The organism is Methylobacterium sp. 092160098-2, assembly GCF_028920805.1.
GTDB classification, from domain to species: domain Bacteria; phylum Pseudomonadota; class Alphaproteobacteria; order Rhizobiales; family Beijerinckiaceae; genus Methylobacterium; species Methylobacterium fujisawaense.
Genome location: NZ_JAQPZJ010000002.1, coordinates 883,622 through 909,165, shown reverse-complemented (window position 1 = coordinate 909,165; position 25,544 = coordinate 883,622). Strand labels below are relative to the sequence as shown.

Below are 25,544 nucleotides of genomic sequence, written 5' to 3'. Positions count from 1 at the left end.
GGGATCGTCATGCCGCTGCTTCGTCGCGCGATTGCGCTCACCCTGTCCGCGGTGATGGCCTTCGGCCAGCCGGCCGAAGTGCTGGCCGCGTCCTACGTGTTCCGCCAGCCGACGACCGCCGGCACCTTCCCCATCCCGACCATCACCAACAACGTCGTCGCCGCGCAGACCTACTACAAGGTCGACGGACGCAGCTATTCCATCTCCTGGCAGGGCACCGGCGGCCGATCGCCGTACCTGTTCGAGATGGTCGGGTCGCCCCTGCCGCCGGGCTGCTCCACTCCTTTGCAGACCGGCTCGATCCTTTCCACAGCCTGCACCTTCGCCACCGAGGGGAACTACTCCGGCGTCATCGTCCAGCTGACCGACGCCAACGGCATGGTCGTGCGCGACAACGCGCCGACCATCTACGTGTCCGCTCCTTCGCCGACGCTCGGCACCTACAGCTTTCCCTTCACCGGATCCGTCGGCACCCCGTACAGCGGGTCCCTGCGCATCTCCGGCGGCCGCCAGCCCTTCAACGTCTCGCGCGCCACGGGCGACCTGCCGCCGGGACTGTCCCTCTCCACCACTCAGGACGTCAATTCCGGCGTCTGGTCGGTGGTGCTGTCCGGCTCGCCGACGACGCCCGGAAGCTTCACGTTCGACATCCTCGTCACCGATGCCAACCAGAAGCAGGTCACATCCTCGAAGGTCAACATCTCGATCAATTATGGACCGGTGTCGCTGACCCTGCGCAGCTCGAAACAGACGGGCGTGTTCAGTGCGGTGGCGGGCAAGCCGATCCGGAACGCCGGCGTGAACATCGTCGGCGGCACGCCGCCGGTGGTCCTGAGCCAGCTGTCAGGCTCGATGCCGCCGGGGGTCTCGCTCGCTCAGGACGGCCTGCTCGACGGCACGCCGACGGCCCCCGGCACCTACTCGGGCATCCAGCTGAAGGCGATCGATTCCAACGCAAGCCCGAAATCGGCGACCTCCCCCGCCTTCTCCGTGGTGGTGGCGACCGAGCTCGTCGCCGTCGTCCAGGGTGCATCCGACGCCTACGTCCGCAACAGCCCGATCCCGACCATCTCGACGGCCGTCTCGGGCGGCACCGCGCCCTACACCTACGCGCTGAACGGCACGCTTCCTCCGGGCCTCTCCTTCTCGACGGCCAACGGCCGGATCACCGGGACGCCCACGGTCGCCGGCCAGTTCGGCGGCCTGTCGGTGACGGCGACGGATGCCAACGGCTACGTCGCCCAGACCTCCGCCTTCTCCATCAACGTCGCCGACCCGCTGGTGATCTCCGGCATCCCGCCGCGCGGCGTGGCGGGATCGGCCTACTCCTTCACCTTCGGCGCGGCCGGCGGCCAGCAGCCCTACAGCTTCTCGCTCGCCCAGGGCAGCCTGCCGTTCGGCCTCGCGCTCTCGAGCTCCGGCACGATCTCCGGCACGCCCTTCGTTGCGGGTACGACAAGCAATCTCGTGGTGCGCGTCACCGACGCCAACGGCACGACGAAGGACAACGCCCCCTTCTCCATCACGCTCGCCGATCAGCTGACCGTCGCCAGCGGTCCGGCCGGTTCGGCCACCACCGGCCTGGGCTACTCCTCGGCCTTCGCGGCGGCCGGCGGTACGGCCCCCTATTCCTTCGCCATGGTATCGGGATCTCTCCCGCCCGGCCTGTCGCTGGCCACCTCCGGCGCCATCAGCGGCACGCCGACGGCGGCGGGCAGCTACGGCCCGTTCAGCGTGCGCGTCGTGGACGCGGACGGTACGATCGCGACCGCCGACGCGACCATCGTCGTCTCGAGCCCGCTGACCATCGCCGGGTCCGCACCGGGCGGCATGGTCGGAGCCGACTACAGCGCGACCTTCACCGCCGCGGGCGGAAGCGCGCCCTACGCCTACGACGTCGCCGCCGGCGCGCTGCCGGACGGGCTGTCGCTCGACGGTTCGACGGGCAGGATCTCCGGGCAGCCGACCAAGGCGGGCACCTTCTCCGGGATCGGGTTGAGGGCTACGGATGCCTCAGGCCGCACGGCGCAGACGACAGCGTCCATCGTCATCGCGGCGCCGCTGCGCATAGCCGGCAGCCCCTCGACGAACGGTACGGTCGGGCAGAGCTACTCCGCCTCCTTCGGGGCTTCCGGCGGCACCGCACCCTACACCTTCTCGCTCGCCTCCGGCACGCTGCCGGCCGGTCTGACGCTGTCCACGACGTCCGGCGCCATCTCCGGCATGCCGACCGTCGTTGGGGCATCCGAGGGGCTCGCCGTCAAGGTGACGGATGTCGCTGGTCGCACCGCCACATCCGACAGCTTCCGGATCGCGGTGGTCGACGTCCTGGCGGTGACCGGCTCGGCCTCGACCTCCGCCACAGCGGGTCAGGCCTACTCCGCCCAGTTCAGCGCCTCGGGCGGCTCGAGCCCCTACGCGTGGACCCTTGCGTCGGGAACGCTGCCGCCGGGCCTCTCGCTCGATGCCGCGACCGGCCTCGTCGGCGGCACGCCCACGACCCTCGGTTCCTACCCGGGCATCCAGCTGAAGGCCACGGACGCCGGCGACCGCACCGCTCTGTCCGCGATCTTCGGCATCTCGGTCTCGTCCAGCCTGTCGATCGCCGGCAACCCGGCCGGCTTCGCCACGGTCGGTCAACTGTATTCGGCTCAGTTCACCGCTTCGGGCGGCGTCGGCGCCAAGACGTTCTCGCTGGCCACCGGCCAGCTGCCGGCCGGCCTGACCTTCGATCCGGCCACCGGCCTGATCTCGGGGACTCCGACCGCCAAGGGCATGTCGCCCGCCATCGCCGTGCGCGTGCGCGATGCCTCCAACTCCGCCGCGACCGCGCCGGCCTTCGACCTGTACGTCTCGGACCCGCTCGTGGTCTTGGGCATCCCCGTCTCCGACGCCACGGTCGGCTCGACCTATTCCGGCAATGCCACGGTCGCTGGCGGCCGCGCAGCCTACGCCTGGACGCTCGACGCCGGCACCCTGCCGCCCGGCCTGCAGCTCTCCGCCGCGACGGGCGTGATCGCCGGCACGCCGACCCAGGCCGGCACCGCCTCCGGTCTGCGCCTGCGCGTCACCGACGTGGACGGCCGTACCGGCACCACCGAGCTGTTCTCCATCACCGTCGCCACGGCCCTTGCCGTCGCGGGCCAGACAGGTCCCGGCACGGTCGGGCAGGCCTATTCCGCCCAGTTCACCGCCTCGGGCGGCCTCGGCCCGTACGCCTACCAGATCGTCGGTGCGGCGCTGCCCGCCGGCCTGAGCCTGGATGCCACCTCGGGCCTGATCGCTGGCACGCCGACGACGGCAGCCGCGGGCGGCACGATGCAGATCCGTGTGACCGACGCCAAGGGGCGCACGGTCAGCACCGCGAGCTTCACGATCGACGTGCGCGATCCGCTGCGGCTCGTGCCGAGCAACATCGGGCCCGGCACGGTCGGACAGGCCTACTCCGCCGCCATGACGCCCGCCGGCGGGCGCGGTCCGTTCGTGCTGACCGTCGCGGAAGGGTCGCTTCCGCCCGGCCTGACGATCGAGCGCACCACCGGCGCCATCGGCGGCACGCCGACGGTGGCCGGGAGCTACCCGGGCATCGTGATCGCCGCCGTCGACGCCGACGGCCGCACCGCCCGCTCGGAAGCCTTCGGCATCGAGGTCGCGGTCGGCCTCGCCGTCGCCGGTGTCCCGCCCCAGCCGGCGACCGTGGGCGTGCCCTACAGCTTCGCCTTCACCGCCAGCGGCGGGCAGGCGCCGTACGCCTGGACCCTTGCGGGCGGCAACCTGCCGCCGGGCCTCGTGATCGACGGCAGTTCCGGCGCGATCGGCGGCACGCCGACCCGCGCGGGCTCGGTCACCGGCCTCTCCGCCGTCGTCACGGACCGCGCCCGCCGGACCGGGGCCTCCCAGCCCTTCACGATCGACGTGCGCGATCCGGTCTCCGTCGCGGGCGATCCGGCTCGCGTCGCCGTCCTGGGCCAATCCTACGCCGCCGCCTTCACCGCCACCGGCGGTCGCGGTCCGTACGCCTTCGCCATGGTGGGAACGCTCCCGGCAGGCCTGACCCTGTCGTCGAGCACCGGGACCATCTCCGGCACGCCCACCACGGCCGGCGACGTGACCGATCTTCGCATTCGTGCCACCGATGCAGACGGCCGCACAGCGACCTCCGCCGCCTTCTCCATCGCCACATCGGCACCGCTGGTCGTCTTCGGCACTTCGGCGGCGTACGGCGACGTGGGCGTCGCCTACTCGGCAGCCTTCACGGCGTCCGGCGGCACGTCCCCGTACGTGTTCTCCCTCTCGGCAGGCGCGCTGCCGGCCGGACTGTCGCTCGATACGGCAACCGGTCGGATCAGCGGAACGCCGACCGGGGCTGGGATGTCCTCCGGTCTGCAGGTCGCCGTCCTCGACGCGATCGGCACCAGGGTCGCGTCCCAGGTCTTCGCGATCGCGATCGCCGATCCGCTCTCGGCAGCGGCCGACGTCGCCCGCGCCACGGTCGGCACGACCTATGCCGGACGGATCGTCGTCTCGGGAGGACGGGCGGCCTATGCCTATGCCCTCGCCTCAGGCACGCTGCCTTCCGGGCTGAGCCTCGACACGGCCACCGGCCGGATCGGCGGCACGCCCGGCGCCGCCGGCACCAGCGGCGACCTGCAGGTCCGCGTCACCGATGCCGACGGGCGCATCGCCCTGACCCCCGCCTTCCGCATCCTCGTCGACGGACCACTCGTCCTCGCCTCGGTTCCGGCCCAGGTCGCCACCGTCGGTTTCGCCTACGATTCCACCGCCGCGGCGACGGGCGGCCGTGCGCCGTACGTCTACGCCCTGGCCACCGGCACGCTTCCGGCAGGCCTGACGCTCGATCCGACCACGGGCCGGATCTCCGGCACGCCGACCTCGATCGGAGCCGCGGAGGGGCTGTCGCTGGCCGTCTCCGATCTGGACGGGCGCACGGCGACCTCCAGGACCTTCCGCATCGACGTGCGGGGCGCGATGAGCGTCGCGGGTGTGCCTGCCTCGAACGCCACGGTCTCGACGACATACGGGCCCTACCAGTTCACCGCCTCGGGTGGCCGCAGCTCCTACACCTACGCCGCCGTCGGCGCGCTGCCGCCCGGCCTGACCCTCAGCTCCGCGGGCGTGCTCTCCGGCGTTCCGTACACGGCCGGCACCTACGCCGGCCTGCAGGTCCGGGCCACCGACCAGGACGGCCGCACCGGCCTGTCAGCATCCTTCTCCATCGACGTGGCGGGCCCGCTCTCGGTCACCGCCACCCTGCCGCCCACCGGCACCGTCGACACCGCCTACCAGGGACAGGTCTCGGCCACCGGCGGCCGCCCCGACTACATCTACTACGTCGCCGCGGGCAGCCTGCCGCCGGGGCTGGACCTCGATCCGATCTCCGGCGTGGTCTCCGGATCGCCGAGCCAGGTCGGCACCTTCGGCGGAGTCCAGATCGCGGCCGTGGACGCGGACGGGCGCACCCAGACGACCACCGCCTACCAGATCGTGGTCGGTGCCCCGCTGGCGCTCGCCTACTCGCCCCCGCCCGCGACGCGGGGGTCCGGCTTCGCCACCTTCCCGACCGTATCCGGCGGGCGGGCGCCGTACCGCTTCGTAATGGCCAGCGGCACGCTGCCCACCGGGTTGAACCTGAACGCCTCCTCGGGCGCGATCTCGGGCACGCCGACGGTCGTCCAGACCGCGACGCTGCAGGTGACGGTGATCGACGCCGACAACCGGCGGACCACATCCGCCCCGTTCACAATCGATGTGGCGCCGGCGCTGTCGCTCTCGCTGGCGTCCACGTTCACGATCGCGGTCGGCACCGCCACGACAATCGGCGGCACCGCCGCCGGCGGCACGGCGCCCTACGCGTTCGCTGCCAGCGGCAGCGTGCCGGGCATGACCTTCAACGCGCAGTCCGGCAGATTAGAAGGCACGCCGTCGACCGGCGGCAGCTACTCGGCCACGATCGTGGTCACGGATGCGAGCGGCCGGAGGGCGCAGGCCTCGACCACCGTGACGGCCAGCGCGCCCCTGGTGATCAAGCCGCCGGCCCTGGTCTACGTCGACTACGGCAGGGCCTACACCGGCGCGTTCACGGCCACCGGCGGCTCGCCCGGCTACACCTTCGCCTTGACGGCAGGAGCCCTGCCGTACGGCCTCTCCATGAGCAACACGGGGCAGGTCGGCGGTACCACGACGCGGTACGGCAGCTCTTTCTTCACGGTCACCGTCACCGACAAGGCAGGCCTGAAGGCCACGGTCGACGTGAACATGATCGTGACGGACGGTCTGGCACTCGACCAGGGTCGACCGCAGGATCCGGACGTCGACGAGGGCAGCCAGTCGAACGGCATTCCCTACACTTCGTGGGCAGGTCAGTTCACCGGCGGGCAGCTCCAGGTCAAGAACGCCATCGGTCCGTCCAGCGTGACGGTCACGCCGGCGTTGCCCGACGGCATGACCGCCCGGGTCGAAGACAACCAGCTGTACGTCACCGGGACGCCGACGGCGCCGCAGGCGTACGTGGCCCGCACTCTCGTGGTGACCGATTCGGCCGGGAGGACGGGGCAGTTCCAGTACGGAAGCGAAGTCCGTCCTATGGTGCAGGCCGGATGGTCCCAGGACTCGAACGCGTACCCGCGCGTCAACGAATATGCCCGTCTGAAGCTGAAGGGCGCGGCTCTCGGCGCTCGCGACTTCACCATGTCGAAGGACGGCCGCGTGGTGGCCTACTCGACCGTGGGCAAGACGCTCGGCGACGGCATCGTCAACGTCCAGGTCGATACGGGCGCGTATGTCGAACCCTACAACAACGGGTTCGCCAAGGTGCAGCGGATCCGGGCTCCCGAGGAAGCGCCGGGCTTCGGCCAGAAGATCGCGCTGTCGAGGGACGGCACGTATATGGCCGTCTCCGCTCCCTTCGCGCAGGGCAACACCACCACCGGCACCTATCAGACCGGGTACATCTACGTGTATCGCCGGAGCGGAAACACCTGGGAACAGATCACGCGGGTGGATTCCAAGGGTCTGCCGGGGCAGTTCTCGCTCGGCATCTCCGGTGATGGAAGTCGGATCGCGTATTCGTACACGGACTACTACACCCCGACCGGTCAGACCTACACGGCGGCGAGAGACAAGGTGAGTGTCCGGATCTGGAACGGCTCGGCATACGTCGAGGAGACCTCGATCCCCTGCGCCAATCCGAACAGCCAGTGCGGCATTGGCCGAGGCCAGCTGTCGTTCTCTCCGGACGGGTCGACGCTTGGCCTCGTGGGCGGCCCTTCGACGACCATCTACAAGCGGATCGGCGGAACGTGGCAGAACCAGTACTCCACGCCGTTCCATAAGGCCTACGACAATTCCGGCTTCGGGACGTTCTCGGCGGCCTTCAACACCGACGGCACCAAGATGCTGATGAGTTCGGCCCAGTACTACGGGGTCGGCGGCGGGTACGGCTGGGCCGTCTACGCCTACGTCTGGGACGGCAGGATGTGGAACGAGGTCGGCTATTCCCAGCAGTACATCACGGGTTCGAACCAGCCGAACTCGGGCTGGGCGGGTTCGTGGGACCCCTTCATCTCGGCGAGCGACGATCTCTCGACGTTCGCGCGGTTGACCCAGCGGCAGGGCTATCCCGTGCTGCACACCTGGGACGGTCGGGGCAATCCCAGCCTCGGGACGATGATCTACGACAGCGTCGGCACGATGATCGTCATGAGCGGGGACGGCAACACGATCTACTACGGCCCGAACGTGTCGAAGAGATCATGGCCCTCGTCGCGCTGATGCATCCGGCCGAGGTTCTCCGGTTCAAGTCCTGACCCGGAGAGCCTCGGCTCCACGACGAGCGGCATGGCATCGTCGGCGACATCGTGCCCGGACTCGGCCAGCCCGGCACGCCGGAGGAACGCCGAGGCCGTGCTTCCCCTGGCGGGGCGGCCGATCGACGGAACGGAGGAGCACGAGGTGGGCTACGGAAACTACGGCGGGCGTGCATGGTGCTGCGGCCGCAGGGACGACCGCTGCGATGCCGTGCTCGCGGATGGCGACATCACCTCGTCGCCCGGCATCTATCCGGGCTTCGTCCTTCCCGAGGCCCGGAGGGGCCGCAAGTTTCACGTCCTGCTGGGCGAAGGGGAAGTCATGGTCGGCCTCTACGGCCAGTCGTCCGTGACGATCCTCCACCGGGGTGAGGAGGTGCCGCTGCTCCGCTGCGTGAAGGAGCGGATCGACGGTGACTGCTACGGCGGGGATGAGGACTTCGACAGCGACGCGTGGCGCGAGGCCGAGCGTCTCGCCGAATTCGAGGTCGCCGGCTGTCGGATCCACGTGCGCTGGGTGCGCGAGGACAATTACGTGATGTACGTCCGCCTGGAGCAGGCGGACGGCGAAGTGTGGACCGGGTGGTCGGGCTTCGAGATCGGTGCCGGCTTCGACGATACCGCCGGAGCGCGCTCGGATCGGCACGACCAGACCATGTGGCGGATCTTCGACGAGATCTGGTCCGAGACCATACCTTCGCCGTGAGGCGGAGACGCGCTACTGGACGAACTTCCAGTCGATCTTTCTGATCTTTGCGTTCGGGTCGGTCAGGTTGGCCGTGCACATGTGCACGATGTCCTGGCGGATGTTCTTGCCTCCGGCCTTGACTGGGTTGGGCTTGACCATGAAGCAGATGCCGGTGGCCGGGTAGATCGTCGTGCTGTCGCTGTCGTCGTAGGTCATGAGCCTGACTCCACGGACGCGGAACGCATATCCGTAGCTGTTCTCCAGGTCGGGGGTCTGCGTCAGTTCGAAGTCGACGACCGTCTTCTTCGCCCCCCGCTCGCCGACGAATCCGGTAATGAAGTCGACCGACCCCTTGCCGTCGTCCTTGAGCAGCATGTCGTTGTTGCAGGGCTTCGAGGCGCCATCGACCTTGAGCTCGAGGCACAGTCCCTGCTGGACCTTGTCGACGGGCTCGTTCGCGGACGCGGCGCCGGCGAGCAGGATCAGGGCGGCGGCGATCGAGAGATTGCGCATGGTTCCTTCCGGGGAATACGGAAGCAATCGAGTATCAGCCGACGGATGGAAGGCATAGCGGCGGACGGGAGAAGTCCGAGGTATTCGACCGACGGTGGTAAAGCATTCGTCGCGGCACCGGCGAGCCGACCGGGGGTCGATGGGCGTCCGCGCGCAGCAGCCGCCACTCGGTGGGCCGGTCCCTAGCGTTTCCGCCGGCCGGGCGCGGCCGGAGCGGCTGCATCCCATTCCCGGTCCCGATCGGCCAGCTGCGCTGCCCGCCGCTCGGCCTCGGTCGCTCCGGCCTCCGCCTCGATCTCGATCATGGGGCGGAGGATGGGCGTGTCGGCCCCGAGCAGGCCGGCGAGCGTGGCGACCAGGCGGTCGACCTCCGACACCCAGAGCAGGCCCGGGCCATTGATGTCGGCCCGCGACCGGCCGGCAGCTTCCGCGCATGAGGCTCCGACGAGACCAAGAGCGGAAACCACGGCATCGGGTAGGGAAAGGCGTTCGACCGGCATGGCCCGAAGCCGGGCCAGCCTGCGCGTCTCGGTCGCTTCCGACGCATGCAGGTCGCGCTCGCCCGGGAGGAGCCGGGCGATCTCTTCCAGGAGAAGCGCCCTGACGAGCGCGGCGCGGGCCGGGCCGAACTTCCGTATCCCGACGATGGCGTCCGGCGACGACTGGGCGAGATGGCCGAAATCCCGGATACCGGCCTTTCGCAGGCGGGCGCGTAGGGTGGCGGTGAGGAAGCCGCGGCCGAACCCCGCCGCCGTTAGATGCCCGATCGTGTCGGAGGGTAGATCGTCGAACAGCGGGAGCCGCGCCTGGACCTCGACCATCAGGGGCGCCTTCCAGGCGCGGGGGACCTTCGAGCCGAACATCGGCGGGGCCAATACGGACATATGGCGACTCCCTCAACCGTCGACGGCCGCGGCAGCTGCGCTCAGGCTGGACCCGTCGACGAGCAATCCCCCGGTCGCCGGCAGGCCGAACTCGCTCAGGCCGGCTGGATGGGCCCGGATCTGCCGGCCGCCGCTCCGGCCAGCCGGCCGAAGTCGTAGCTCCACGTCGAGATCTCGGTCGTCCCATTCACGAGGACCGAACTGGGGACGAGGCTGGAGGTGATCTGGCTCAGGCTGCCGAGGTACTCGCGGATCAGGCGGCCGATCGACCCGGGCAGGCCCGGCAGTCTGGTAATGGCCTCAAGAAAGGCGAGGTCGATTGAGGGACCACCTGCAAGGTCCTGATCGAAAGGCTCCCGAAGGCCGGCTTCGACCAACGCCGATGCCAGAGCCGTGTAGGGGTCGGGGCGGTTCGAAGCGTGCGACGCCTTCGCGTTCATGCAGGAAGACGCTGCGGCGCCGAATGCTCGGTCAAGCCGATCCGAGGTCCTGGGGCTGTCGACCATGGTCTTGCTTCCTGTATCCGCAGGAGGAGACGGATCTAACGTTCTGCAGGCATGGCCATCGCGACCATGCTGGAGGGGGGTGACGGCAGCATCCGGGCTTCGATGCCCTTGTCCTCGAGCCGACGGGAGAGATCCTTCGCGGCCTCCTCGTCGAGCGGCCCGACGCGCAGCGCGGTGAAGATCTTCTGGCCGCCAATCCGGACGATCCGCGGCTCGAGGCCGGCGAGGGCGCTCGCCTTGGCCGAGAGCTGCCGCCAGACGCCCTGCATGCGGCTCCGCTCCCAACCGGCGAACGAAGCGAGCTGCACGACGACGGACCGCGCCGGCGCGTGTTCGGCCTCGATTGCGGGCTCCGGCAGTGCGGCGGCGGCGACGACCTCCGAGACCCGCGTCTCGGGTTCCGCCTCCGCGACCATCACCCCGCCCGTGATCATGCCGGGGTCGCCGTATCCGGACGCCTGTCCCGGTTCGGCGAAGACCATGCCGGCCAGGACAGTGCGACGGCCGGCATCCCGCCGATCCCTGGCGGGTTCGTCGGAGACGATGAAGCCGCCGGTGGCGTAGTCCTGGCCGTCCAGGAACGCGACCGCCTCGACGGCGGGGGAGGGGGCAGCGGTTGCCTTGGCCTCTGCGGCGGGGGCGGCCGCGGGCTCCGGCGGGCGCGCAGGTGCCGGGGCCGGAGCGGCGGAAGCCGCCGGGACGGGTGCAAGGGGCTGGCGCCCTGCAGGCTCCTGCTTGCGCAGCCCGATCGCGGAGAGCGCCGCGTTCAGCGAGGCGTCGTCGACCCGCGCGCCGGGGTTTCCGGGCGCATGCAGGGGAACGGGTGCGGTCGAAGCCGTCGCAGCCTTGAGGGAGGAGGGCGGCGGAACGACCGCGACGGGTTCGGGCGGAGGCTCCGGAGCCGGCATCACGTCGGGGAGGATCCCGAACTGCTTGAACTTCGGGTCCAGCCCTCCGACGCGGCGGGCCGTGACGCAGATCGCCTTCGGGAAGGAACGGGACACCTTCTCGCGCCAATCGGACGAGGCCGAGGCATCGTCGGCCGCCTTCTCGTCGGAGTAGACGAGCGAGCCGTACTGGCTGCAGGAGATGCGGAGCCAAGTCGTCCGGTCGCCCGCGGACGGGATCTCCGCCGCGGCAGTCCCGGCGTAGAGCGTCGCCAGGAGGGACAGGGCTGCCGGATATCGATTCAAGGGAGGCGCCGCCGGAAGGAACGAGGTCGATGGAAACCTTGCGGTCCAGGCTGGGCGGTGTCAACGACGAAGGAACAAATTAACCCTCTTCCGCGCGATCGGTTCCTTCACGCTGCGCGTTGGGAGGAATCGTCGCTGCACCCGATCATCGTCCGGACCCAGGCGGGCAGGAGATGCAGACGCTCTTCGGTGATGCGTCTGGACTCGGCCATCCTGCGCGGGGCGTCCGGATATCGGGCGACGTCGGCCTCGCACGTCCTGGCGAGGGTGAACCCGTATGTGTGGAGGAAGCCCTGCGGCCATTCCGCGAGGAAGTCGCCGATCCTGGCCCTGCGATCCTCGGGAAGCGCGACGTAGGCGTCCTTCCGGCTCATGATCTCCAGGAGGTCCAGGCGGACGTCCTGCATCGCGGAGACGCACATGGCTCCGTCGTCCAGCGGCGCCGCACCGCCGAGGCCCGCCACCACCGCGTGGTAGACGCGCTCGTTCTCGGCCAGGGGGTCGGGGAAGGGGATCTTGTAGGTCTCGAACTCGGCCGCGGTCTCGTGGTGCGGCCCCTGGCGGAAGCGGTAGTTCAACTCGGCCATGTTGACGAGCGGTGTTCCGGAGGACCCCGTGTAGCTCTCCAGCACGAGGAGGAAGCCGTCGCGGCGCCCCAGGATGCACAGCGTCTCCTGGACCTCGCCCAGAACCTCCTGGCGCCCACGGACCTGGAGCATCTGCACGCGGGCGAACGGCGTCTTTAGGACCAGCTCGAAGCCGGCCTTCTCCGCCACAGCCAGATAGGCGTCCAGCGGCATGTCGAGGGTCGTGTCGACGACCTCCCGGGTGGCCGGACTCACCACAGCTCGATCGCCTCCGGCTCGAGGGAGACGCCGAACCCGACGCGCCGACGCGTCGGCGACGCGGCTCCGCGCTCGCTCAGGCAGTGGTCCCGGATCACGGGCTCGAAACGCGATGCTGTCCGGAGAAGGCCGTCGGGCATCACGGTCGGCTTGAAGAACTCGAGGTGCGTCCGCGCTCTCGTTACCAGCACGTAGAAGGCTCGGAGCTCCTCGTCTACGTCGTCGGGCGCCTGGGCATAGACGGTCGGGATGTGCCCCTCGATCATGCTGGGCACGTACACCGCCGTCCATTCAAGTCCCTTGGCCGAGTGGATCGTGGTCAGGGTCAGCGGCTTCTCCTCGTCCGGATCGGCCGAGCCGGTCCGGGTCATCTCCACGGAAGCCTCGATGGTCAGGGAGCTCACGAACTCGTCGAGGTCGACGTGCTGCTGGGCGATGTCGATCACCGCCAGGACGTCCGACTTCCGGGACTTCCACTCGTCGCGGTACTCGGCCTCCATGAGCGGCTCGAGCGCGGCGAGGGCGAGACGCAGGCGGCTCGCCGGCGGCCCGCCGCGTTCGTCGTCCACCAGCCGTACGGCTTCGGCCACGGCCCCGAGGCCCTTCGTCTTGACGGCGGCATCCAGAACGATCCCGAGGGCGTTCAGGAGCGATCCGCTGGACGAGATCGCGTCGACAAGCTTCGCGGCCTTCTTCTCGCCGACTCCAGGGACGAGCTGCAGGATGCGCTGCCATGCGGGCTCGTTGCCGAGATTCAGCGAGGCGCGGGCGACGCAGAGCAGGTCGCGCACGGCGCCGGCCTCGTTCACCTTGACGCCGGCCTTGACCGTGTAGGGCACCTTCCTGGCGATCAGCTCGACCTCGACATGCCGGAAGTTCGCGGTGGACCGGACGACGATCGCCTGATCCTCCAGCTCCATCCCTTCGTTCTTCCGGTCGAGGATGGCGTCGACGATCGCCGTCGCCTCCGCGGCCTTGTCGTTCACCTCGATGATCCGCGGGAGCAGGCCGGATACGCCGGAGTGGGAGACGAGTTCGCGGGGGATCCGCTTGCGCATCGCATCCTCGACGGCGTTGGCGACCTCCAGGACCTCCGCGCTCGACCGGTAGTTCGTCTCCAGCAGATAGACCTGGGCGGAGCACTCGGAGATCAGCGTGAACATGATGTCCGGCGAGGCACCGCGGAACTGGTAGATCGACTGGGACGGGTCGCCCACGAACATCACGCGGACGTCGTGCTTGCGGAGCGCGCGCACGATCCGGATCTGAAGGGCGTTGAGATCCTGGGCCTCGTCGATCAGGGCCTCCTCGAACATCGATGCGATTGCCGGGCCGAGCCGGTCGTGCTCCAGCATCTTCGCCATCGCCTCGAGCAGGCCGTCGTAGTCGAAGAGCGCGTTCTTCCGTCGGAAGGCGGTGTAGGCCATCGACACCCGTTCGACGAAGTCGATCGCGTGGATGTACTGCGGGTACTGCGCGTGGATGACGTCGCCGATCGCCCGCTCCGTGTTGCGGCAGAAGCTCATGATCTTGTTGATCGTGGCGGCGCGCGGCAGGTTCTCGTCGTTCGTGCGGAGCGCCGCGGCCACCTTCTTGATCGCCGCGACCGCATCGTCGGTGCCGAGGATGCTGATCTTGTCCGGAAGCCGCATCGCGTGGCGGTTCTCCATCACCAGGGCGTGCGCGACGGAGTGGAACGTGCCGAGCCTGATGCGGCGCGCGTCCGGGACGTAGCGGGCAGCCCGGTCGCGCATGTTCCACGCGGCCTGCTTCGTGAAGGTGATGGCGAGGATCCGCTCCGGCTCGACCCCGTCGAGCACCAGGCGCGCGATCCTGCGGGTCAGGGTCTCGGTCTTTCCCGAGCCGGCGCCGGCCACGACGGCGACGTCGGGTTCGCAGGCCAGGACGACCGCCTGCTGCTGCTCGTTGAGGCCCGACAGGATCCGGGCGTAGGTATCCTCGGGGCCACCATATGCGTCGTTGGTCGGCGGCACCTGATACCCCGTCTCGATTCCAGGTCCCGGACCATGGAACCGAAAGATGCGTGAGGCAACCCCCGAGCCGGCTTCGTTCCTTCGCATCCATTCCTTCGTTAACAAGCCCTGCGCCGGATGCGCGAGACGTCGCCGCTTCGCCCGGGCGGATTGCCCTGGGCGCCGACCGGTGCCATCGTGGAGGCATGTCGGAGCCCTACACCCACCCCGGCGTCGGCCGCTTCTCGCCCTTGCGGGTTCACACCCCCGTGTACGCGTGCGGGGATCTCCACGGGCGTCGGGACCTGCTGGACGAGTTCCTGGGCTGGGTCGGCGACGACCGCAGGCCGGGCGAGGCCGTTACGCTGGTCTTTTTGGGCGACTACGTCGACCGGGGCCCCGAATCCCGGCAGGTCGTCGAACGGCTGATGCGCGGGCCGGATCGGCGGGACGAGACCTGGATCCCCCTCCGCGGCAACCACGACCGGATGTTCGTCGAGGCGTGGCACGACCCCGAAGGCCGGTCCGCCGGCAACTGGGCGATGAACGGCGGTCTGGCGACATCGGCCTCGTACGGCGCGTTCCTCTTCGAAGGCTTTCCGAGGCTGGTGCCCGAAGCCCATGTCACGTTCCTCGAAGGCCTCCAACTCGCGGTGGACGACGGGGAGCGCCTCTACTGCCATGCCGGCGTCCGGCCCGGCCTGGGCATCGAGTGGCAGGACGAGCACGATCTCACCTGGATCCGCGAGCCGTTCCTGGACGAGCGGCACGCCCTCGACCGCCTCGTCGTCCACGGCCATACGATCGCCCCCGACGGCCCCGATGCGACCCCCTGGCGGCTCGGGATCGATACGGGTGCCTACGCCACCGGCCGGCTCACCGGCGTGCGGTTCGACCCGGGCAATCCCGTTCCCAGGGTCTGGCAGTCCGGGATCGGGGTCCTGCCGGGCATCGAGACGCCATGGGCCCGCAGGGCGCCGGGCCCGACCCGTTGACGAAGGAACGGACTGCGGACAATTCGATCGAACCCGTTTGCCCGATTTCAGGGTTTGCGGGCGATGGTGAGGACGTCCCGACGGGCGGACGAAGGAATGGACGAAGCTCCGTGACAAGCCAGCAGACCCTGTCCTCGACCCCCGGCGCCGTCGCCGCGCGCGCCCGACGCATCCGTCGCGGCGTGGAGACCGAGGCCGCCGCCCGGAAGCAGGCGCAGGAACGGCTCGGCAAGCCCTCCCTGCAGGGGCTTCTGCAGATGCCGCTGCTGGAGGCGATCCAGGATGCCGGCGGCCGGGCGCGGCCGCGCGACCTGTACGACCGGATCGCGAACGAACTCGGCTTGGACGTGAGCGCACGCAAGGAGACGCGCACCTGCGCGGACCAGTCGTACAACCATTTCGAGCAGCAGGTCAGGTGGACCCGTCAGACGGCCGTCGCCCAGGGGCTGATCGCCAAAGGAACGCGGGGCGTCTGGGAACTGGCCGACGCCGGCCGGGAGAAGCTTCGGCGCGTCCGTCGTGGGACCGTGGTGCTGCTCTACTCAATGGACGACGGTCTCGCGATGTGGGCCCACGCCGAGGAAGCTGCCTCCGCGATCGAGCCGGGCAGCGTCGACCTGATCCTGACCTCTCCGCCTTATCCCGTGGTCTCCCGCGCCTACGGGCGGCACACGATTCCGGACTGGCTGGCCTGGATGTCGGATCTGGTCGGGCTCTGGAAGGATCTGCTGACCCCGCGGGGCACCCTGTGCGTGAACGTCATGGACGTCTTCACCCCGGGCACGCCCTGCCTCTCGCCCTATGTCGAGCGCTTCACGATCGACGCGATCGACCGGCACGGGATGCACCTCGCCGGACGGATGCCCTGGCATTCGCCGACCAAGCTCGGCCACATCGAGTGGGCGGTGAAGCAGCGGGTCAGGCTCAAGAACACCCTGGAGCATGTGATCATGTTCTCCAAGGACCCCAATCCGTCGTGGGATACGCGGCGCCTGCCGCGCGAGGAGTACGCCGAACGGTCCGAGCGCGCACTGGCGAACGACATGAAGCGGGGCACGGCCAAGCGACCGAGCGGCTACGTCATCAGGGAGGCCGACTTCGCCCGCAACGGCAACGGACCCGTACCGGGCAACCTCCTGATCGCCGGCGGCGTCACGGGATCGAGCGCGTTCGCCAAGCGGTGCCGGGAGGCCGGGGTCCCGATGCATCCCGCGCGGTTCCCCGAGGCCCTGCCGCGCCGCGTGATCCAGCTGACGACCGACGTCGGCCAGACCGTCTACGATCCGATGGCGGGCTCGAACACGACGGGCAAGGTGGCGCTCGATCTCGGCAGACGCTTCATCTCGTCCGAGCCGATGCTGGCCTATGCGGAGGCCTCGGCCATGCACTTCGACGGGCGCCCCGACTTCCGCTTCCACGGCATCGGCGGCTGACGGTTCCATCCGGCCTCAAGGAGCCAGACGCGCCATGATGGGCAAGACCGATCTGCACGAGCTGCGGCAGTCGATCCGCGCGCAGAACAGGAAGCGCGAGAACGCCGCGTCATCGGCCGACGCCGCCCCGAAGCTGACCGCACCGCAGTTGAAGCAGGTGCAAAGGGCCGTAGACGGCAAAGGCATCGTGGAATGGGGGCGGACGCGGGGGCTGGCCTCGGCGTCGTGGGAGCGGATGATGGAGCGCCTCTGCGCCCTCGGCCTCTTCCGCCGCTACGTGCATGGCGGATACGAGATCACCGACGCCGGCCGCGCCGCGCATCTGCGGCAGCGCGACGGGCGGCTTTCGCCATCACAGCGGTGAACATGACCGTGCGCTCGTCGAGGCCGAGGCCACGGAGCTGTTCTGCATGATCGACGAGTTCGGCCCGCGCACCGCCGACGTGCCCGTCCTGGGCGCAATCAACCTGCCGTTCGACGGCACAGTGCCGATCACGGACGCCTTCCACCTGCCCGACGAAATCGCCAACGCGATCCCGATCCCGATCATCCTTGCCACCGGCGCATGCGCGGCTCTGTTCGGGTTCGGCCCAGGCAGGCCGACGCCGCCCACGCCCCGATCGCCACCCTGGAGCACCCCACCCGTGAAGAATCCCCACCTCGCCGCTGTCGTCAGCCTCGTCGCCGGCGCCTACGCCGCCTATGCAGCCGCCATCGCGATCACCCTGATCGACGGGCTCGTCGCCCCAAGCCAGATGGTGAGCGCGTGGTCGGCCTTCGTCGCCCTCGGCGTCGTGCTGACCCTGGGTGGGCTGGCGAGCGCCCACCGCATGCCGCTCGCGGATATACCGTAGATCCGGGTGGCCGCCGCTCGCGCCGACTGCAGGCATCTGCAGCCAGTCCTGGCACTGGAACTTGGCTTCCGCTCAGCCCATCACATTGCGGAGCATCGGAGCTGCCGCTCCGAGAAGCATGAGGAACGACAAGCCTGCGACGATGTACTTCGGCGCCTTGCCTCGAAAGACCTGCATCGGGAGCTCCATGGAAAGGTAGCATCCGAGTTGGCACGGATCCAGTCGATCGTCCATCTCGTTCCTTCGCGGGCGCGCGCATTGGAAGGAATGGATATGGCGCTGGCCATTGACGAAAGCCTGTTTCTCGCCGACGCCTGGATGGGACGCCGCCGCATCGATCGCGTTGGCGGCGCCCCTCCGACGAGGTCGAAGTCATGAAGCAGCGACGGGTCGCGTTCCTCCTGGCCGGCGTGGCGTTGATGCCCATACTCGGCATGATCGGCTCCCATGCTTCCGGCCTGCCGCGGGAAGGAGAGGGCTATCCGGCGTACGAGACCGCGTCGCCGAGCATCGAGACGCTGTCGGAGAGTGCGCGTCCTATCGCGGCGGCCGTCGAGGACACCGAGGACGACGCCGACGACGATCGGAGCGTCGGACAGGGGAGTACTCCGCCGCCCGGGAGCGACGAGGACCGCCGCCTGTCGGAATTGAGCGTCAATCGCCTGGAGGAGATCAGACGCGCGGTCTCGCTCGCGGCGCATCCCGTCGCGCCGGCGCGCATCACCATGGCGGGGGAGGGCGTCTTCCGCGCGAAACCCGACGCAGCCGTCATCCGGCTCGGCGTGCGCTCCTACGCGGAGAAGGCCGGAGCCGCGATGGAGGCGAACGCGAAGGTCGCGCGCCGGCTCCAGGAGGCGCTGGCCGCCGCGGGCGTGAAGCCCGACGAGATCGCCACCGACCAGATCTCGCTCGAGACCGATCCGGGTCTCGTCCAGGATCCCGGGTCCGAGAGGAAGGTCCGCTACCTCGCCCAGAATTCGATCTCCGTCGACATCCGCGATCTGCCGTCGCGCGCGCCGACCTTCCTGGGCGAGATCGTCGTGGCCGCCCGCGACGCCGGAGCGACCGACGTCTCCGGACCGGAGTTCAGGCTGGTCGACGACGCCAAGGCGCAGGCTGCCGCCCGCAGGGACGCCGTTGACGACGCGATGGTGAAGGCCGCGACCTACGTGCACGCGCTCGGCGCCAAGGTCGGACGGATCGTGGAGGTCCGCGACAGCGGGGTCGGATCCGATCCCGTCGTCGCCCAGGCGATGCGCCTGGGGACCGCGCCTCCGGTGTCGACCGGCGCGCGCGAGGTCACGGCGCGGGTGACCGTCGTCTGGGAGATCGACCAGTAGCAACCCGGCTCCGTGCGACGCCTCGGGCACGGGACCGGGATCAGGATCGCGAGAGGCCGCTGCCGACGAAGGGGTTACCGCACGATGTCCACGCAACCGGCCGACATCCCCGACGACTATGCGGAGGTCTCGCTTCACGGCCTGTGGCCCCTGGTCGCCGACGGGACCGCACCGGGCGGCCTGCGCTTCGCCAAACTCGGCGCCGATCGTCCGGAGGACTGCCTGCGTTCCCCGGAGGGCCTGCCGGACGCGGAGATCTCGATTCGCACCCTGGTCGGAACGGAGGCTCGGGACGCATGGATCGCGGCCGTCGCCGAGTTCGCCGGCAACGGCGTCGTCGCGGTATCCGGCCCGTACAACTACGACGGCGCCGTCCAGCCTGTGCTGGTGATGCGCTTCGACAGGGATCGCCGACCGGCCGAGACACTGGAGGAGGCCGTGCCGCTGCTCCGCGACCTGGAGGTTCACCGGAACAGGGATCAGCGGCCGGAGCCGTCCGAGATCGGGCGCCGATGGCGGTCCCGCTACCTCGAGCGCCTGGCCGACGGCGCCCGGCGCGACGCGTTCGAGGCGAAATGGAAGGCGGAGCGCGCGGTGCTCCGCGCCTCCAAGCGCGTGTCCGACATGAGCAGCCCCGAGCGCGGGGACCGTCTGCGTTTCCAGCTCGATCCGCCGTTCGGCGTCGAGCTCCGCCTGGAGCGGGCGCCAAACGGGGTCCGCGTCCTCCTTGAGGCGAGGGGAATGGGCGACCTCGTCGGCAGCAACGCCGCCGCATGGCGCATCGCGACGGAGGCCCGGGGTTGGGACGCGTCATCGCCCGCGACGCCGGTCCTGGAGCTGCCCGTGTTCGACGAGAAGGCGCTCGGGAGAGTCGAAGGCGACGTGGACGTGCTGCTCCAGTCGGTCGCGCGCCTGACCCGGCTCTCGGCCTCGTGGAAGGTCCTCGCAGCCGCATGCGCCGACGCGGAGACCCTCAAGATGCTCAGGCGGCTCGCGATGGGCCTGCCCGTCGCCAGCACCCGCCCGCGAGACCCCGCGGCCCAGATCAGCCCGCGCACCTGCGCACCCGTGACGGTCGCCGGCGCCAGGGTCGAGAAGGCCTTCCTCGCTGGCCTGATCGAGCCGGTCTTCTGGCGGGACCGCCATCCCAGGAATCCGAGGCGGGCGATTTCGGTCGCCACGCCATTCGACATGGAGGGTATCGTATGGGGACTGACCGCGACGGGCCGGACCCTCGCGCGCACCCCCGCATCCGACGACCTGATCGACGAGGCCGCGGAGACGCAGCAGGCGGACGCCGAGCGGGCGGAGGCCTGGAACGCCGGCCGGACACCCAAGCTCGGGCGGCTGCCCGATCCGCCCGCGGGGCCGGAGATCCTGGCCGAGCGCTTCGTCGTCTCCGATCCCGCGCTGCGCGAAGCCCTCGGCGTGCTCAAGTCCAGGTTCCGCCTCGCGTTCGGGTTCCCACGCCATGCGGAGGATCTCGCGCGCGCCGGGGCCGCTATGGCGGCCGGCGTCATGGTTGTACGGGAGGACAGGCTGTACCCGGTCGAGGCGGCCGCGCCGTCCCCTGCGCCGCAACCGTGACCGGTGAGCGGGGAGCCGCAGGGGTGATCGAAGCGGCCGTGGGCCGGCGCGGCGAGGTGTCCAGTTCCCCCTGATGCGCCGACCCTCACGCGACAGCCCGACCGAGGCTTCACGGGCAGATGCAGGGGAACTGGCCCGGGTCCGCCTGTCGACGCGTGTCCGCCTGCAACAGCGCCGTGCGGGTCGCGAACACCTCGGGCACTTCAGCAGGAAGAGAGGGGGCCATAGCACACGGTGGTGGGGCCGTCCCCGCGCAGGTCGTCCGTGGTCGGCGGAGGCCTATGCGTCGCCCGCAAGGGCTCGCATCGCGATCCGCCGGACCGTCGCGTCCCGCCGGGCCTGACGCAGCACGATGCGCGCGGCCGCTCTGGCGTTGGCGGCACGCAGTTCGCCCTGGGGGCGTCCGTCGCGCAGCGCGCGCCACGCCATGGAGCGGAACCAGCGCACGTTGGCGATGGCTATCGACTGATGCGTCGGTTGCGTTTCGGGGCACGAGGGCGGGAGCAGGACGTCGGATTGCATCGGGGTGGTTCCAGGACGGCAGAGATACGCCCGTCCGCGAATAAAGTTCTAACTGCCACGCTTGTTTTCAGCGAACAATACTGAAATCTCATGTCTAGCCGAAGTCGTCGCGAATGGCGCCGGCCGCGTCCGTAAAAGCACACTACCCCTGGTTAACGGCGATGGAGGCTGGCCCGCGGCTTCGTGATCCGAACGCAATCGGGCCGGGCACGTTTGAACCGGACCGAATGCCCCCATGGAGACGATGAATGGCGGACGCCCTCTCGCCGCGGATCGCCGTGCTGCTTGTCGAAGACCATCCGCTGCAGCTCATGGAGGCCGCCTCGAACCTCCGGGATGCGGGCTACGAGGTCGCGGAGGCCGCAACGGTCGAGGCGGCCCAGGCACATCTCGCCGCCAGGCCGGAGCTCGTCGCGATGGTCGCGGACGTCGATCTGGCAGGCGAACCGCTGACCGGGTTCACGCTCGCGAAGGCGGTCGCGGCGCGCTGGCCCGAGATCGCGATCCTGCTCGTGTCCGGCCTCGTCCGGCCCTCGGATGGCGACATGCCCATGGGCGCGCACTTCCTGCGGAAGCCGTTCACGGGGGACGTGCTCGTCCGGGCGTTGCGGTCCGCTCTCGAAGCCAGGGGCGTCGGCGTCTGAGCGGACCGCGCAGGCGCCTACATCGCCGCCGGCACCTCGCATCCGAGGAGATCGATCACGCGGGCCAGGACACCTTCCGTGGCGCGGCAGATCGCGATCCGGGAGGCTTTGACCGCGTCGTCGGGTTCCGAGCCGACGGGACACTCGACGTAGAAGCGCGAGAGCTCGGCGGCGAGCGGGAAGCCGTACGCCACGAGCTCGTGCGGCGCCCGCCCGGCCGCCGCCCGATGGACCGCCGGGCCGAAACCCAGCACCGCGAGCGCCAGCCGGCGCTCGGCTGCGTGGCCGAGCACGACCGGGCCTGGTCCGGCCTCGACCTTGGCCAGCAGCGTCCGGAGACGCACGAGCGCGTAGAGCAGATACGGCCCCGTGTGCCCCTCGAAGGCGAGCGCCCGGTCCAGATCCAGCACGTAGCCGTTCGTGCGGTTGCCCGACAGGTCGGCGATCTTGAGTGCGGCCATTCCTACGGCCTCGGCGGTCGCCCGCGCGTCGACGCCCGGCTTGTCCGCGGCCACCGCCCGCGCCTTCTCGACCGCCTCGTCGAGCAGATCGTCGAGCCGCATCACGCCGCCGTCCCGCGTGCGCAGCGGCTTGCCGTCCGGCCCGTCGACGGTGCCGAACCCCAGGTGCTCGAACGCCACTCCGGAAGCCAAGCCGGCCTTGCCGGCGGCCCGGAACACTTGCTCGAAGTGGAGATGCTGACGCGCGTCCACGACGTAGAGCACGCGGGCAAGCTTCGGATCGCGCGCCCGCTGCAGGATCGTGGCGAGATCGGTCGTCGCATATAGGGCCGATCCGTCGCCCCGGGACAGGACGAGCGGTGGCATGGGCTTGCGGTCCGTCGTCTCGGCCAAGTCGACCAGCAACGCAGCTCCGTCGTGCCGGACGACGCCGGCGTCCTCGAACATGGCCAGGGTCTGAGGCACGGCCGCCTGCGCGTCGGCCTCGCCCAGGAAGAGATCGTATCCGACCCCCAGTCGCCCGCACGCGCGCCGGACGGCCAGCTTCGCCCGCGATGCGAAGAGCGCCCACAAGGCCGCAGGCCCGGGATCCCCCGCCTGGATGGCGGCGGTCATGATCCGCGCCTCCGCGAGCAGCCCGGCGTCCGCCTTGCAGGCCGCGGAGGCAGCCGGATAGAGCACGTCGAGATCCTGGTCCGGTACCGGAAGCTCCTTCGGAAAGGGCCCTTCGGTGCCGTCCTCGAACCAGGGGGCGCCCGGGTGCCGGCGCCGGATCTCGCAGACGATCTGGCCGCAGGGCAGTCCCCAGTCGCCGAGATGCGCGTCCGAGATCACGTCGTGGCCGACCGCGATCAGCATGCGCCGCAGGCTTTCTCCGATCACGAAGGAGCGCAGATGTCCGACGTGGAGTGCCTTGCCGAGATTGGGGCCGCCGAAGTCGAGGATCATCCGCTCGGGCGTATCGACAGGGCAGATCCGGCCGGCTTCCGCCATGAGCGCCGCTGCTATCGCACGATCGTCGAACCGTAGGTTGACGTATCCGGGATGCGCCACCTCCGCGGACGCGACGCCGGCGATGCCCTCGATCGCGGATGCAATGTCGGCCGCGATCGCGATCGGCGGCTTGCGCAGGATCCGCGCGGCGGGGAGCGCCGCCTGGATGGCCGCGTCGCCCATCTCGGATGCGGGGCAGGGGACGAGGCGTGCCGGGATGGCGCCCAGGCCGAGGGCGGCGAAGGCCGCGTCGAGCTCGCGCTCGACGGCCGCATGGATCACGGTGGACATGGAATGGGCTCGCGTTCGGACGTGGGACGGGCATGCGGAGGCAGGCGACCTGAGGGGTCACCTTCGTCGCTGAATGCCGGTCCGGTCCTGTCGCGAAGTCATGTTGCGACGCTAGCTTCGATGCCTTCGAGTGGCAACCGGAGAAGTCCCATTGCTTGCGTCAACGCCGCGACGCCTCCCGTCACGTCGCCCCTTCGGACTGCGGCGGATTGACGGGGAGCGGCCGCCTCGGCAAACCTTGCGGGCGAGATCCACCGGGAGGATGAAGCGATGGACGACGACATCGACGAGCCTCGGTATCATCCCGGCTACGACGGCGCTTTCAGCACCGGACAGGCGGCCGGCGCGATCCCAAACGAAACCCGGGTCTGGAAGACCGCGTCCCGGCCCAACGACACGTACCCCGACGGCACACCGGGCACCGTGATGGGATCGGTGGGGCGGCCTGGGGTCGGCATCGGCTACTTCGTGTCCTTCGACCCCAACCCGCGGCAGGTCGTGTTCATGAACGGCGAAAAGCTGACAGACAGGGAGCCGCAGCCGAGCCACGCGCTGTCCATGCACGCCTTCCACTAGGCGGGCGCAGGCGCCGTCGCCGCACGGCACCCGCACGAAGCCGTCCGATCAGCGCGGCGCGGGCGACCGCGGCCCTTCGATGGCCCATACGAACGCGTCGATCGCCGTCGGCCCCGGCCAGTCCGCCGAGCGGCCTTCGCGCATATGGTCTATGTCCGCGTCGATCGAGCGGAGCAGTTCGCCGAAATCGATGCCTTCGTCGAGGCAGAGCCCGTGGAGCGCCCGGACAAGATTTCTTGCGTCCGGCTTGGCCGACGCATCGCCCGAGACGAACACGTCCTGCCATGTCCGGCCTTCCGACACGCGCAGATCGTCGACCGACACGAGAAGCTGCCAGATCTGGGTCGCGCGATCGCCTTCGTACCCCGCTTCGCGCTCGAACTCGTCCAGCGCCATCCGGGTCGAGACCAGATAGTCGATGCCGGCATGGTTGAGGCCGAACGTCAGGGCCGCCTTACGGGCCTGCTCCACTCCGGAGGCGACGGCGTCTACTTCGGCGGTAGGGGACATTGCTTGGTTCCTTCGTCGAGGGTCTCGACAGGATGCGACAGATCGGCGAAATCCGGAACACCCCATTGCTTCGATCCGGCATGACCCTTCGCATCGCGACCACCGCCGCCCTCGCGGCACTCCTTCTCGCCGCCTCGGGCGCTCGTGCGGCAACCGTCGTCGAGGAGCGCGCTGCCGCCATGGAGGCGCTCCGCCAGCAGGAGATCACGTCTTACGCCTTCTCCACCTGCCGCTGGATCCGCCGGCGTGCCGATCCGAAGCTTCTGGAGCGCTGGCGGCGCGACAACGCGGAGATCGAGGCGACGGCGAAGCATGTCGTCGCCGACCAGGGCGGCATGACCGAGGCTCGCCGCAAGGTTCTGGAGTCGCTGGGCGCGCACGAAGGTGCCCAACTGTCGGCTTCACCCGAAGCCTGCGACGCCCTCTTCGAGAAGACGCGGTCCGGAGGGAGGGATCTCGTCTCCGTGCTGCCGGCCGGCAGCGTCTGGCTCCTGATGCAGCATGTGCGGACAGGCGGCGGCGAGATTTGGATCCTTGAGGAGCGCAGGAGGCCCGACGGAACGCTCGGTAAGACCGCGCGTCGGTATGAAGGCACGGGCGGGATCGACGCCTGCGACGAAGGCGCGGCCGCGAAGGGGCATGTCTGGACGAGGGCTGCGTTGGGCGCCGCGGGAGCCGCGGTCACCGCCCTGGATCCCGATCTTTGGCTCGCCGAGTGCATGAGATCCGACGGCGACCCGATCACGACGCGGGCCGAGGCGATCCCGAGGCATGCGACGCGGAATGATCCGTGTCGGAACGCACGTCCCATGACGCGGAGGATCGGCGCAGGCCTGTATAGGGTCGCGCCGAGTGGAATGCGTACATTCCGTTAAGACGCTGATCACACCTCGGGTAGCATACACGTTCC

General features: G+C 69.8%; 20 protein-coding genes. 11 read left to right on the top strand and 9 right to left on the bottom strand.

Annotated elements, in window-relative coordinates; genetic code table 11:
* Positions 1 to 9 precede the first annotated feature (9 nt).
* Positions 10 to 7,791: a putative Ig domain-containing protein gene (locus PQI07_RS29975; RefSeq protein WP_274928546.1), complete on the top strand. Its 7,782-nt coding sequence runs from the start codon at positions 10 to 12 to the stop codon at positions 7,789 to 7,791.
* 132 nt (positions 7,792 to 7,923) lie between these two features.
* The gene (locus PQI07_RS29970; RefSeq protein WP_274928545.1) at positions 7,924 to 8,532 is read left to right on the top strand and encodes a hypothetical protein; all 609 of its coding nucleotides are present in this window, start codon (positions 7,924 to 7,926) and stop codon (positions 8,530 to 8,532) included.
* Positions 8,533 to 8,544: 12 nt separating this feature from the next.
* Here the strand turns inward: PQI07_RS29970 and PQI07_RS29965 are convergent, their stop codons facing one another.
* The 6 genes from PQI07_RS29965 to PQI07_RS29940 form a co-directional block, all read right to left on the bottom strand.
* The gene (locus PQI07_RS29965; protein WP_274928544.1) at positions 8,545 to 9,027 is read right to left on the bottom strand and encodes a hypothetical protein; all 483 of its coding nucleotides are present in this window, start codon (positions 9,025 to 9,027) and stop codon (positions 8,545 to 8,547) included.
* 182 nt (positions 9,028 to 9,209) lie between these two features.
* Complete coding sequence (locus PQI07_RS29960) at positions 9,210 to 9,911, bottom strand: hypothetical protein (protein ID WP_274928543.1); 702 nt, start codon at positions 9,909 to 9,911, stop codon at positions 9,210 to 9,212.
* 95 nt (positions 9,912 to 10,006) lie between these two features.
* Entirely contained in the window at positions 10,007 to 10,351 is a 345-nt protein-coding gene (locus PQI07_RS29955; protein ID WP_274928542.1) for a hypothetical protein, read from the bottom strand.
* A 101-nt stretch (positions 10,352 to 10,452) separates the two neighbouring features.
* A complete protein-coding gene (locus PQI07_RS29950) occupies positions 10,453 to 11,610 on the bottom strand; it encodes an SPOR domain-containing protein (protein WP_274928541.1) in 1,158 nt (385 codons plus the stop codon).
* 107 nt (positions 11,611 to 11,717) lie between these two features.
* A complete protein-coding gene (locus PQI07_RS29945; RefSeq protein WP_274928540.1) occupies positions 11,718 to 12,452 on the bottom strand; it encodes a hypothetical protein in 735 nt (244 codons plus the stop codon).
* Positions 12,449 to 14,449 carry an ATP-dependent helicase gene (locus PQI07_RS29940; protein ID WP_274928539.1) on the bottom strand — a complete coding sequence of 667 codons (2,001 nt, stop codon included), beginning with the start codon at positions 14,447 to 14,449 and terminating at the stop codon, positions 12,449 to 12,451. Before PQI07_RS29940 ends, PQI07_RS29945 begins: the two co-directional genes overlap by 4 nt.
* A 185-nt stretch (positions 14,450 to 14,634) precedes the next feature.
* Here PQI07_RS29940 and PQI07_RS29935 point away from each other — a divergent pair, with 185 nt between their 5' ends.
* The 6 genes from PQI07_RS29935 (at position 14,635) to PQI07_RS29910 (ending at position 20,637) form a co-directional block, all read left to right on the top strand.
* Positions 14,635 to 15,423: a metallophosphoesterase family protein gene (locus PQI07_RS29935; RefSeq protein WP_274928538.1), complete on the top strand. Its 789-nt coding sequence runs from the start codon at positions 14,635 to 14,637 to the stop codon at positions 15,421 to 15,423.
* Between the two features lie 110 nt (positions 15,424 to 15,533).
* Complete coding sequence (locus PQI07_RS29930; RefSeq protein WP_274928537.1) at positions 15,534 to 16,856, top strand: site-specific DNA-methyltransferase; 1,323 nt, start codon at positions 15,534 to 15,536, stop codon at positions 16,854 to 16,856.
* A 34-nt stretch (positions 16,857 to 16,890) separates the two neighbouring features.
* Positions 16,891 to 17,220 carry a hypothetical protein gene (locus PQI07_RS29925; RefSeq protein ID WP_274928536.1) on the top strand — a complete coding sequence of 110 codons (330 nt, stop codon included), beginning with the start codon at positions 16,891 to 16,893 and terminating at the stop codon, positions 17,218 to 17,220.
* Positions 17,221 to 17,266: 46 nt separating this feature from the next.
* Complete coding sequence (locus PQI07_RS29920; protein WP_274928535.1) at positions 17,267 to 17,710, top strand: hypothetical protein; 444 nt, start codon at positions 17,267 to 17,269, stop codon at positions 17,708 to 17,710.
* A gap of 374 nt (positions 17,711 to 18,084) precedes the next feature.
* On the top strand, positions 18,085 to 19,050 hold the full coding sequence (locus PQI07_RS29915; protein WP_274928534.1) for an SIMPL domain-containing protein: 966 nt from the start codon (positions 18,085 to 18,087) through the stop codon (positions 19,048 to 19,050).
* Between the two features lie 84 nt (positions 19,051 to 19,134).
* On the top strand, positions 19,135 to 20,637 hold the full coding sequence (locus PQI07_RS29910) for a hypothetical protein (RefSeq protein ID WP_274928533.1): 1,503 nt from the start codon (positions 19,135 to 19,137) through the stop codon (positions 20,635 to 20,637).
* Positions 20,638 to 20,916: 279 nt separating this feature from the next.
* Here the strand turns inward: PQI07_RS29910 and PQI07_RS29905 are convergent, their stop codons facing one another.
* Complete coding sequence (locus PQI07_RS29905) at positions 20,917 to 21,159, bottom strand: hypothetical protein (RefSeq protein WP_274928532.1); 243 nt, start codon at positions 21,157 to 21,159, stop codon at positions 20,917 to 20,919.
* A 248-nt stretch (positions 21,160 to 21,407) separates the two neighbouring features.
* Between PQI07_RS29905 and PQI07_RS29900 the strand changes: the two genes are divergently transcribed.
* Positions 21,408 to 21,803, top strand: a complete 396-nt coding sequence (locus PQI07_RS29900) for a response regulator (protein WP_274928531.1) — start codon at positions 21,408 to 21,410, stop codon at positions 21,801 to 21,803.
* Between the two features lie 17 nt (positions 21,804 to 21,820).
* Here the strand turns inward: PQI07_RS29900 and argS are convergent, their stop codons facing one another.
* Positions 21,821 to 23,548 carry an arginine--tRNA ligase gene (gene argS / locus PQI07_RS29895; protein WP_274928530.1) on the bottom strand — a complete coding sequence of 576 codons (1,728 nt, stop codon included), beginning with the start codon at positions 23,546 to 23,548 and terminating at the stop codon, positions 21,821 to 21,823.
* A gap of 270 nt (positions 23,549 to 23,818) precedes the next feature.
* On the opposite strand from argS, the gene PQI07_RS29890 reads away from it, so the two are divergent.
* Positions 23,819 to 24,124 carry a hypothetical protein gene (locus tag PQI07_RS29890; RefSeq protein ID WP_274928529.1) on the top strand — a complete coding sequence of 102 codons (306 nt, stop codon included), beginning with the start codon at positions 23,819 to 23,821 and terminating at the stop codon, positions 24,122 to 24,124.
* A 48-nt stretch (positions 24,125 to 24,172) separates the two neighbouring features.
* On the opposite strand, the gene PQI07_RS29885 is transcribed toward PQI07_RS29890, so the two are convergent.
* Positions 24,173 to 24,634: a hypothetical protein gene (locus tag PQI07_RS29885; protein WP_274928528.1), complete on the bottom strand. Its 462-nt coding sequence runs from the start codon at positions 24,632 to 24,634 to the stop codon at positions 24,173 to 24,175.
* An 80-nt stretch (positions 24,635 to 24,714) separates the two neighbouring features.
* Between PQI07_RS29885 and PQI07_RS29880 the strand changes: the two genes are divergently transcribed.
* The gene (locus PQI07_RS29880) at positions 24,715 to 25,509 is read left to right on the top strand and encodes a hypothetical protein (RefSeq protein ID WP_274928527.1); all 795 of its coding nucleotides are present in this window, start codon (positions 24,715 to 24,717) and stop codon (positions 25,507 to 25,509) included.
* The last annotated feature ends 35 nt before the right edge of the window (positions 25,510 to 25,544 follow it).

What these genes read in the sequence shown, in the direction of transcription:
- PQI07_RS29975 (WP_274928546.1), top strand. Translation starts at nt 10, where the DNA reads ATGCCGCTGCTTCGTCGCGCGATTGCGCTCACCCTGTCCGCGGTGATG.
- PQI07_RS29965 (WP_274928544.1), bottom strand. Translation starts at nt 9,027, where the DNA reads ATGCGCAATCTCTCGATCGCCGCCGCCCTGATCCTGCTCGCCGGCGCC.
- PQI07_RS29960 (WP_274928543.1), bottom strand. Translation starts at nt 9,911, where the DNA reads ATGTCCGTATTGGCCCCGCCGATGTTCGGCTCGAAGGTCCCCCGCGCC.
- PQI07_RS29955 (WP_274928542.1), bottom strand. Translation starts at nt 10,351, where the DNA reads ATGAACGCGAAGGCGTCGCACGCTTCGAACCGCCCCGACCCCTACACG.
- PQI07_RS29935 (WP_274928538.1), top strand. Translation starts at nt 14,635, where the DNA reads ATGTCGGAGCCCTACACCCACCCCGGCGTCGGCCGCTTCTCGCCCTTG.
- PQI07_RS29925 (WP_274928536.1), top strand. Translation starts at nt 16,891, where the DNA reads ATGATGGGCAAGACCGATCTGCACGAGCTGCGGCAGTCGATCCGCGCG.
- PQI07_RS29920 (WP_274928535.1), top strand. Translation starts at nt 17,267, where the DNA reads ATGATCGACGAGTTCGGCCCGCGCACCGCCGACGTGCCCGTCCTGGGC.
- PQI07_RS29915 (WP_274928534.1), top strand. Translation starts at nt 18,085, where the DNA reads ATGAAGCAGCGACGGGTCGCGTTCCTCCTGGCCGGCGTGGCGTTGATG.
- PQI07_RS29910 (WP_274928533.1), top strand. Translation starts at nt 19,135, where the DNA reads ATGTCCACGCAACCGGCCGACATCCCCGACGACTATGCGGAGGTCTCG.
- PQI07_RS29905 (WP_274928532.1), bottom strand. Translation starts at nt 21,159, where the DNA reads ATGCAATCCGACGTCCTGCTCCCGCCCTCGTGCCCCGAAACGCAACCG.
- PQI07_RS29900 (WP_274928531.1), top strand. Translation starts at nt 21,408, where the DNA reads ATGGCGGACGCCCTCTCGCCGCGGATCGCCGTGCTGCTTGTCGAAGAC.
- argS (WP_274928530.1), bottom strand. Translation starts at nt 23,548, where the DNA reads ATGTCCACCGTGATCCATGCGGCCGTCGAGCGCGAGCTCGACGCGGCC.
- PQI07_RS29890 (WP_274928529.1), top strand. Translation starts at nt 23,819, where the DNA reads ATGGACGACGACATCGACGAGCCTCGGTATCATCCCGGCTACGACGGC.
- PQI07_RS29885 (WP_274928528.1), bottom strand. Translation starts at nt 24,634, where the DNA reads ATGTCCCCTACCGCCGAAGTAGACGCCGTCGCCTCCGGAGTGGAGCAG.
- PQI07_RS29880 (WP_274928527.1), top strand. Translation starts at nt 24,715, where the DNA reads ATGACCCTTCGCATCGCGACCACCGCCGCCCTCGCGGCACTCCTTCTC.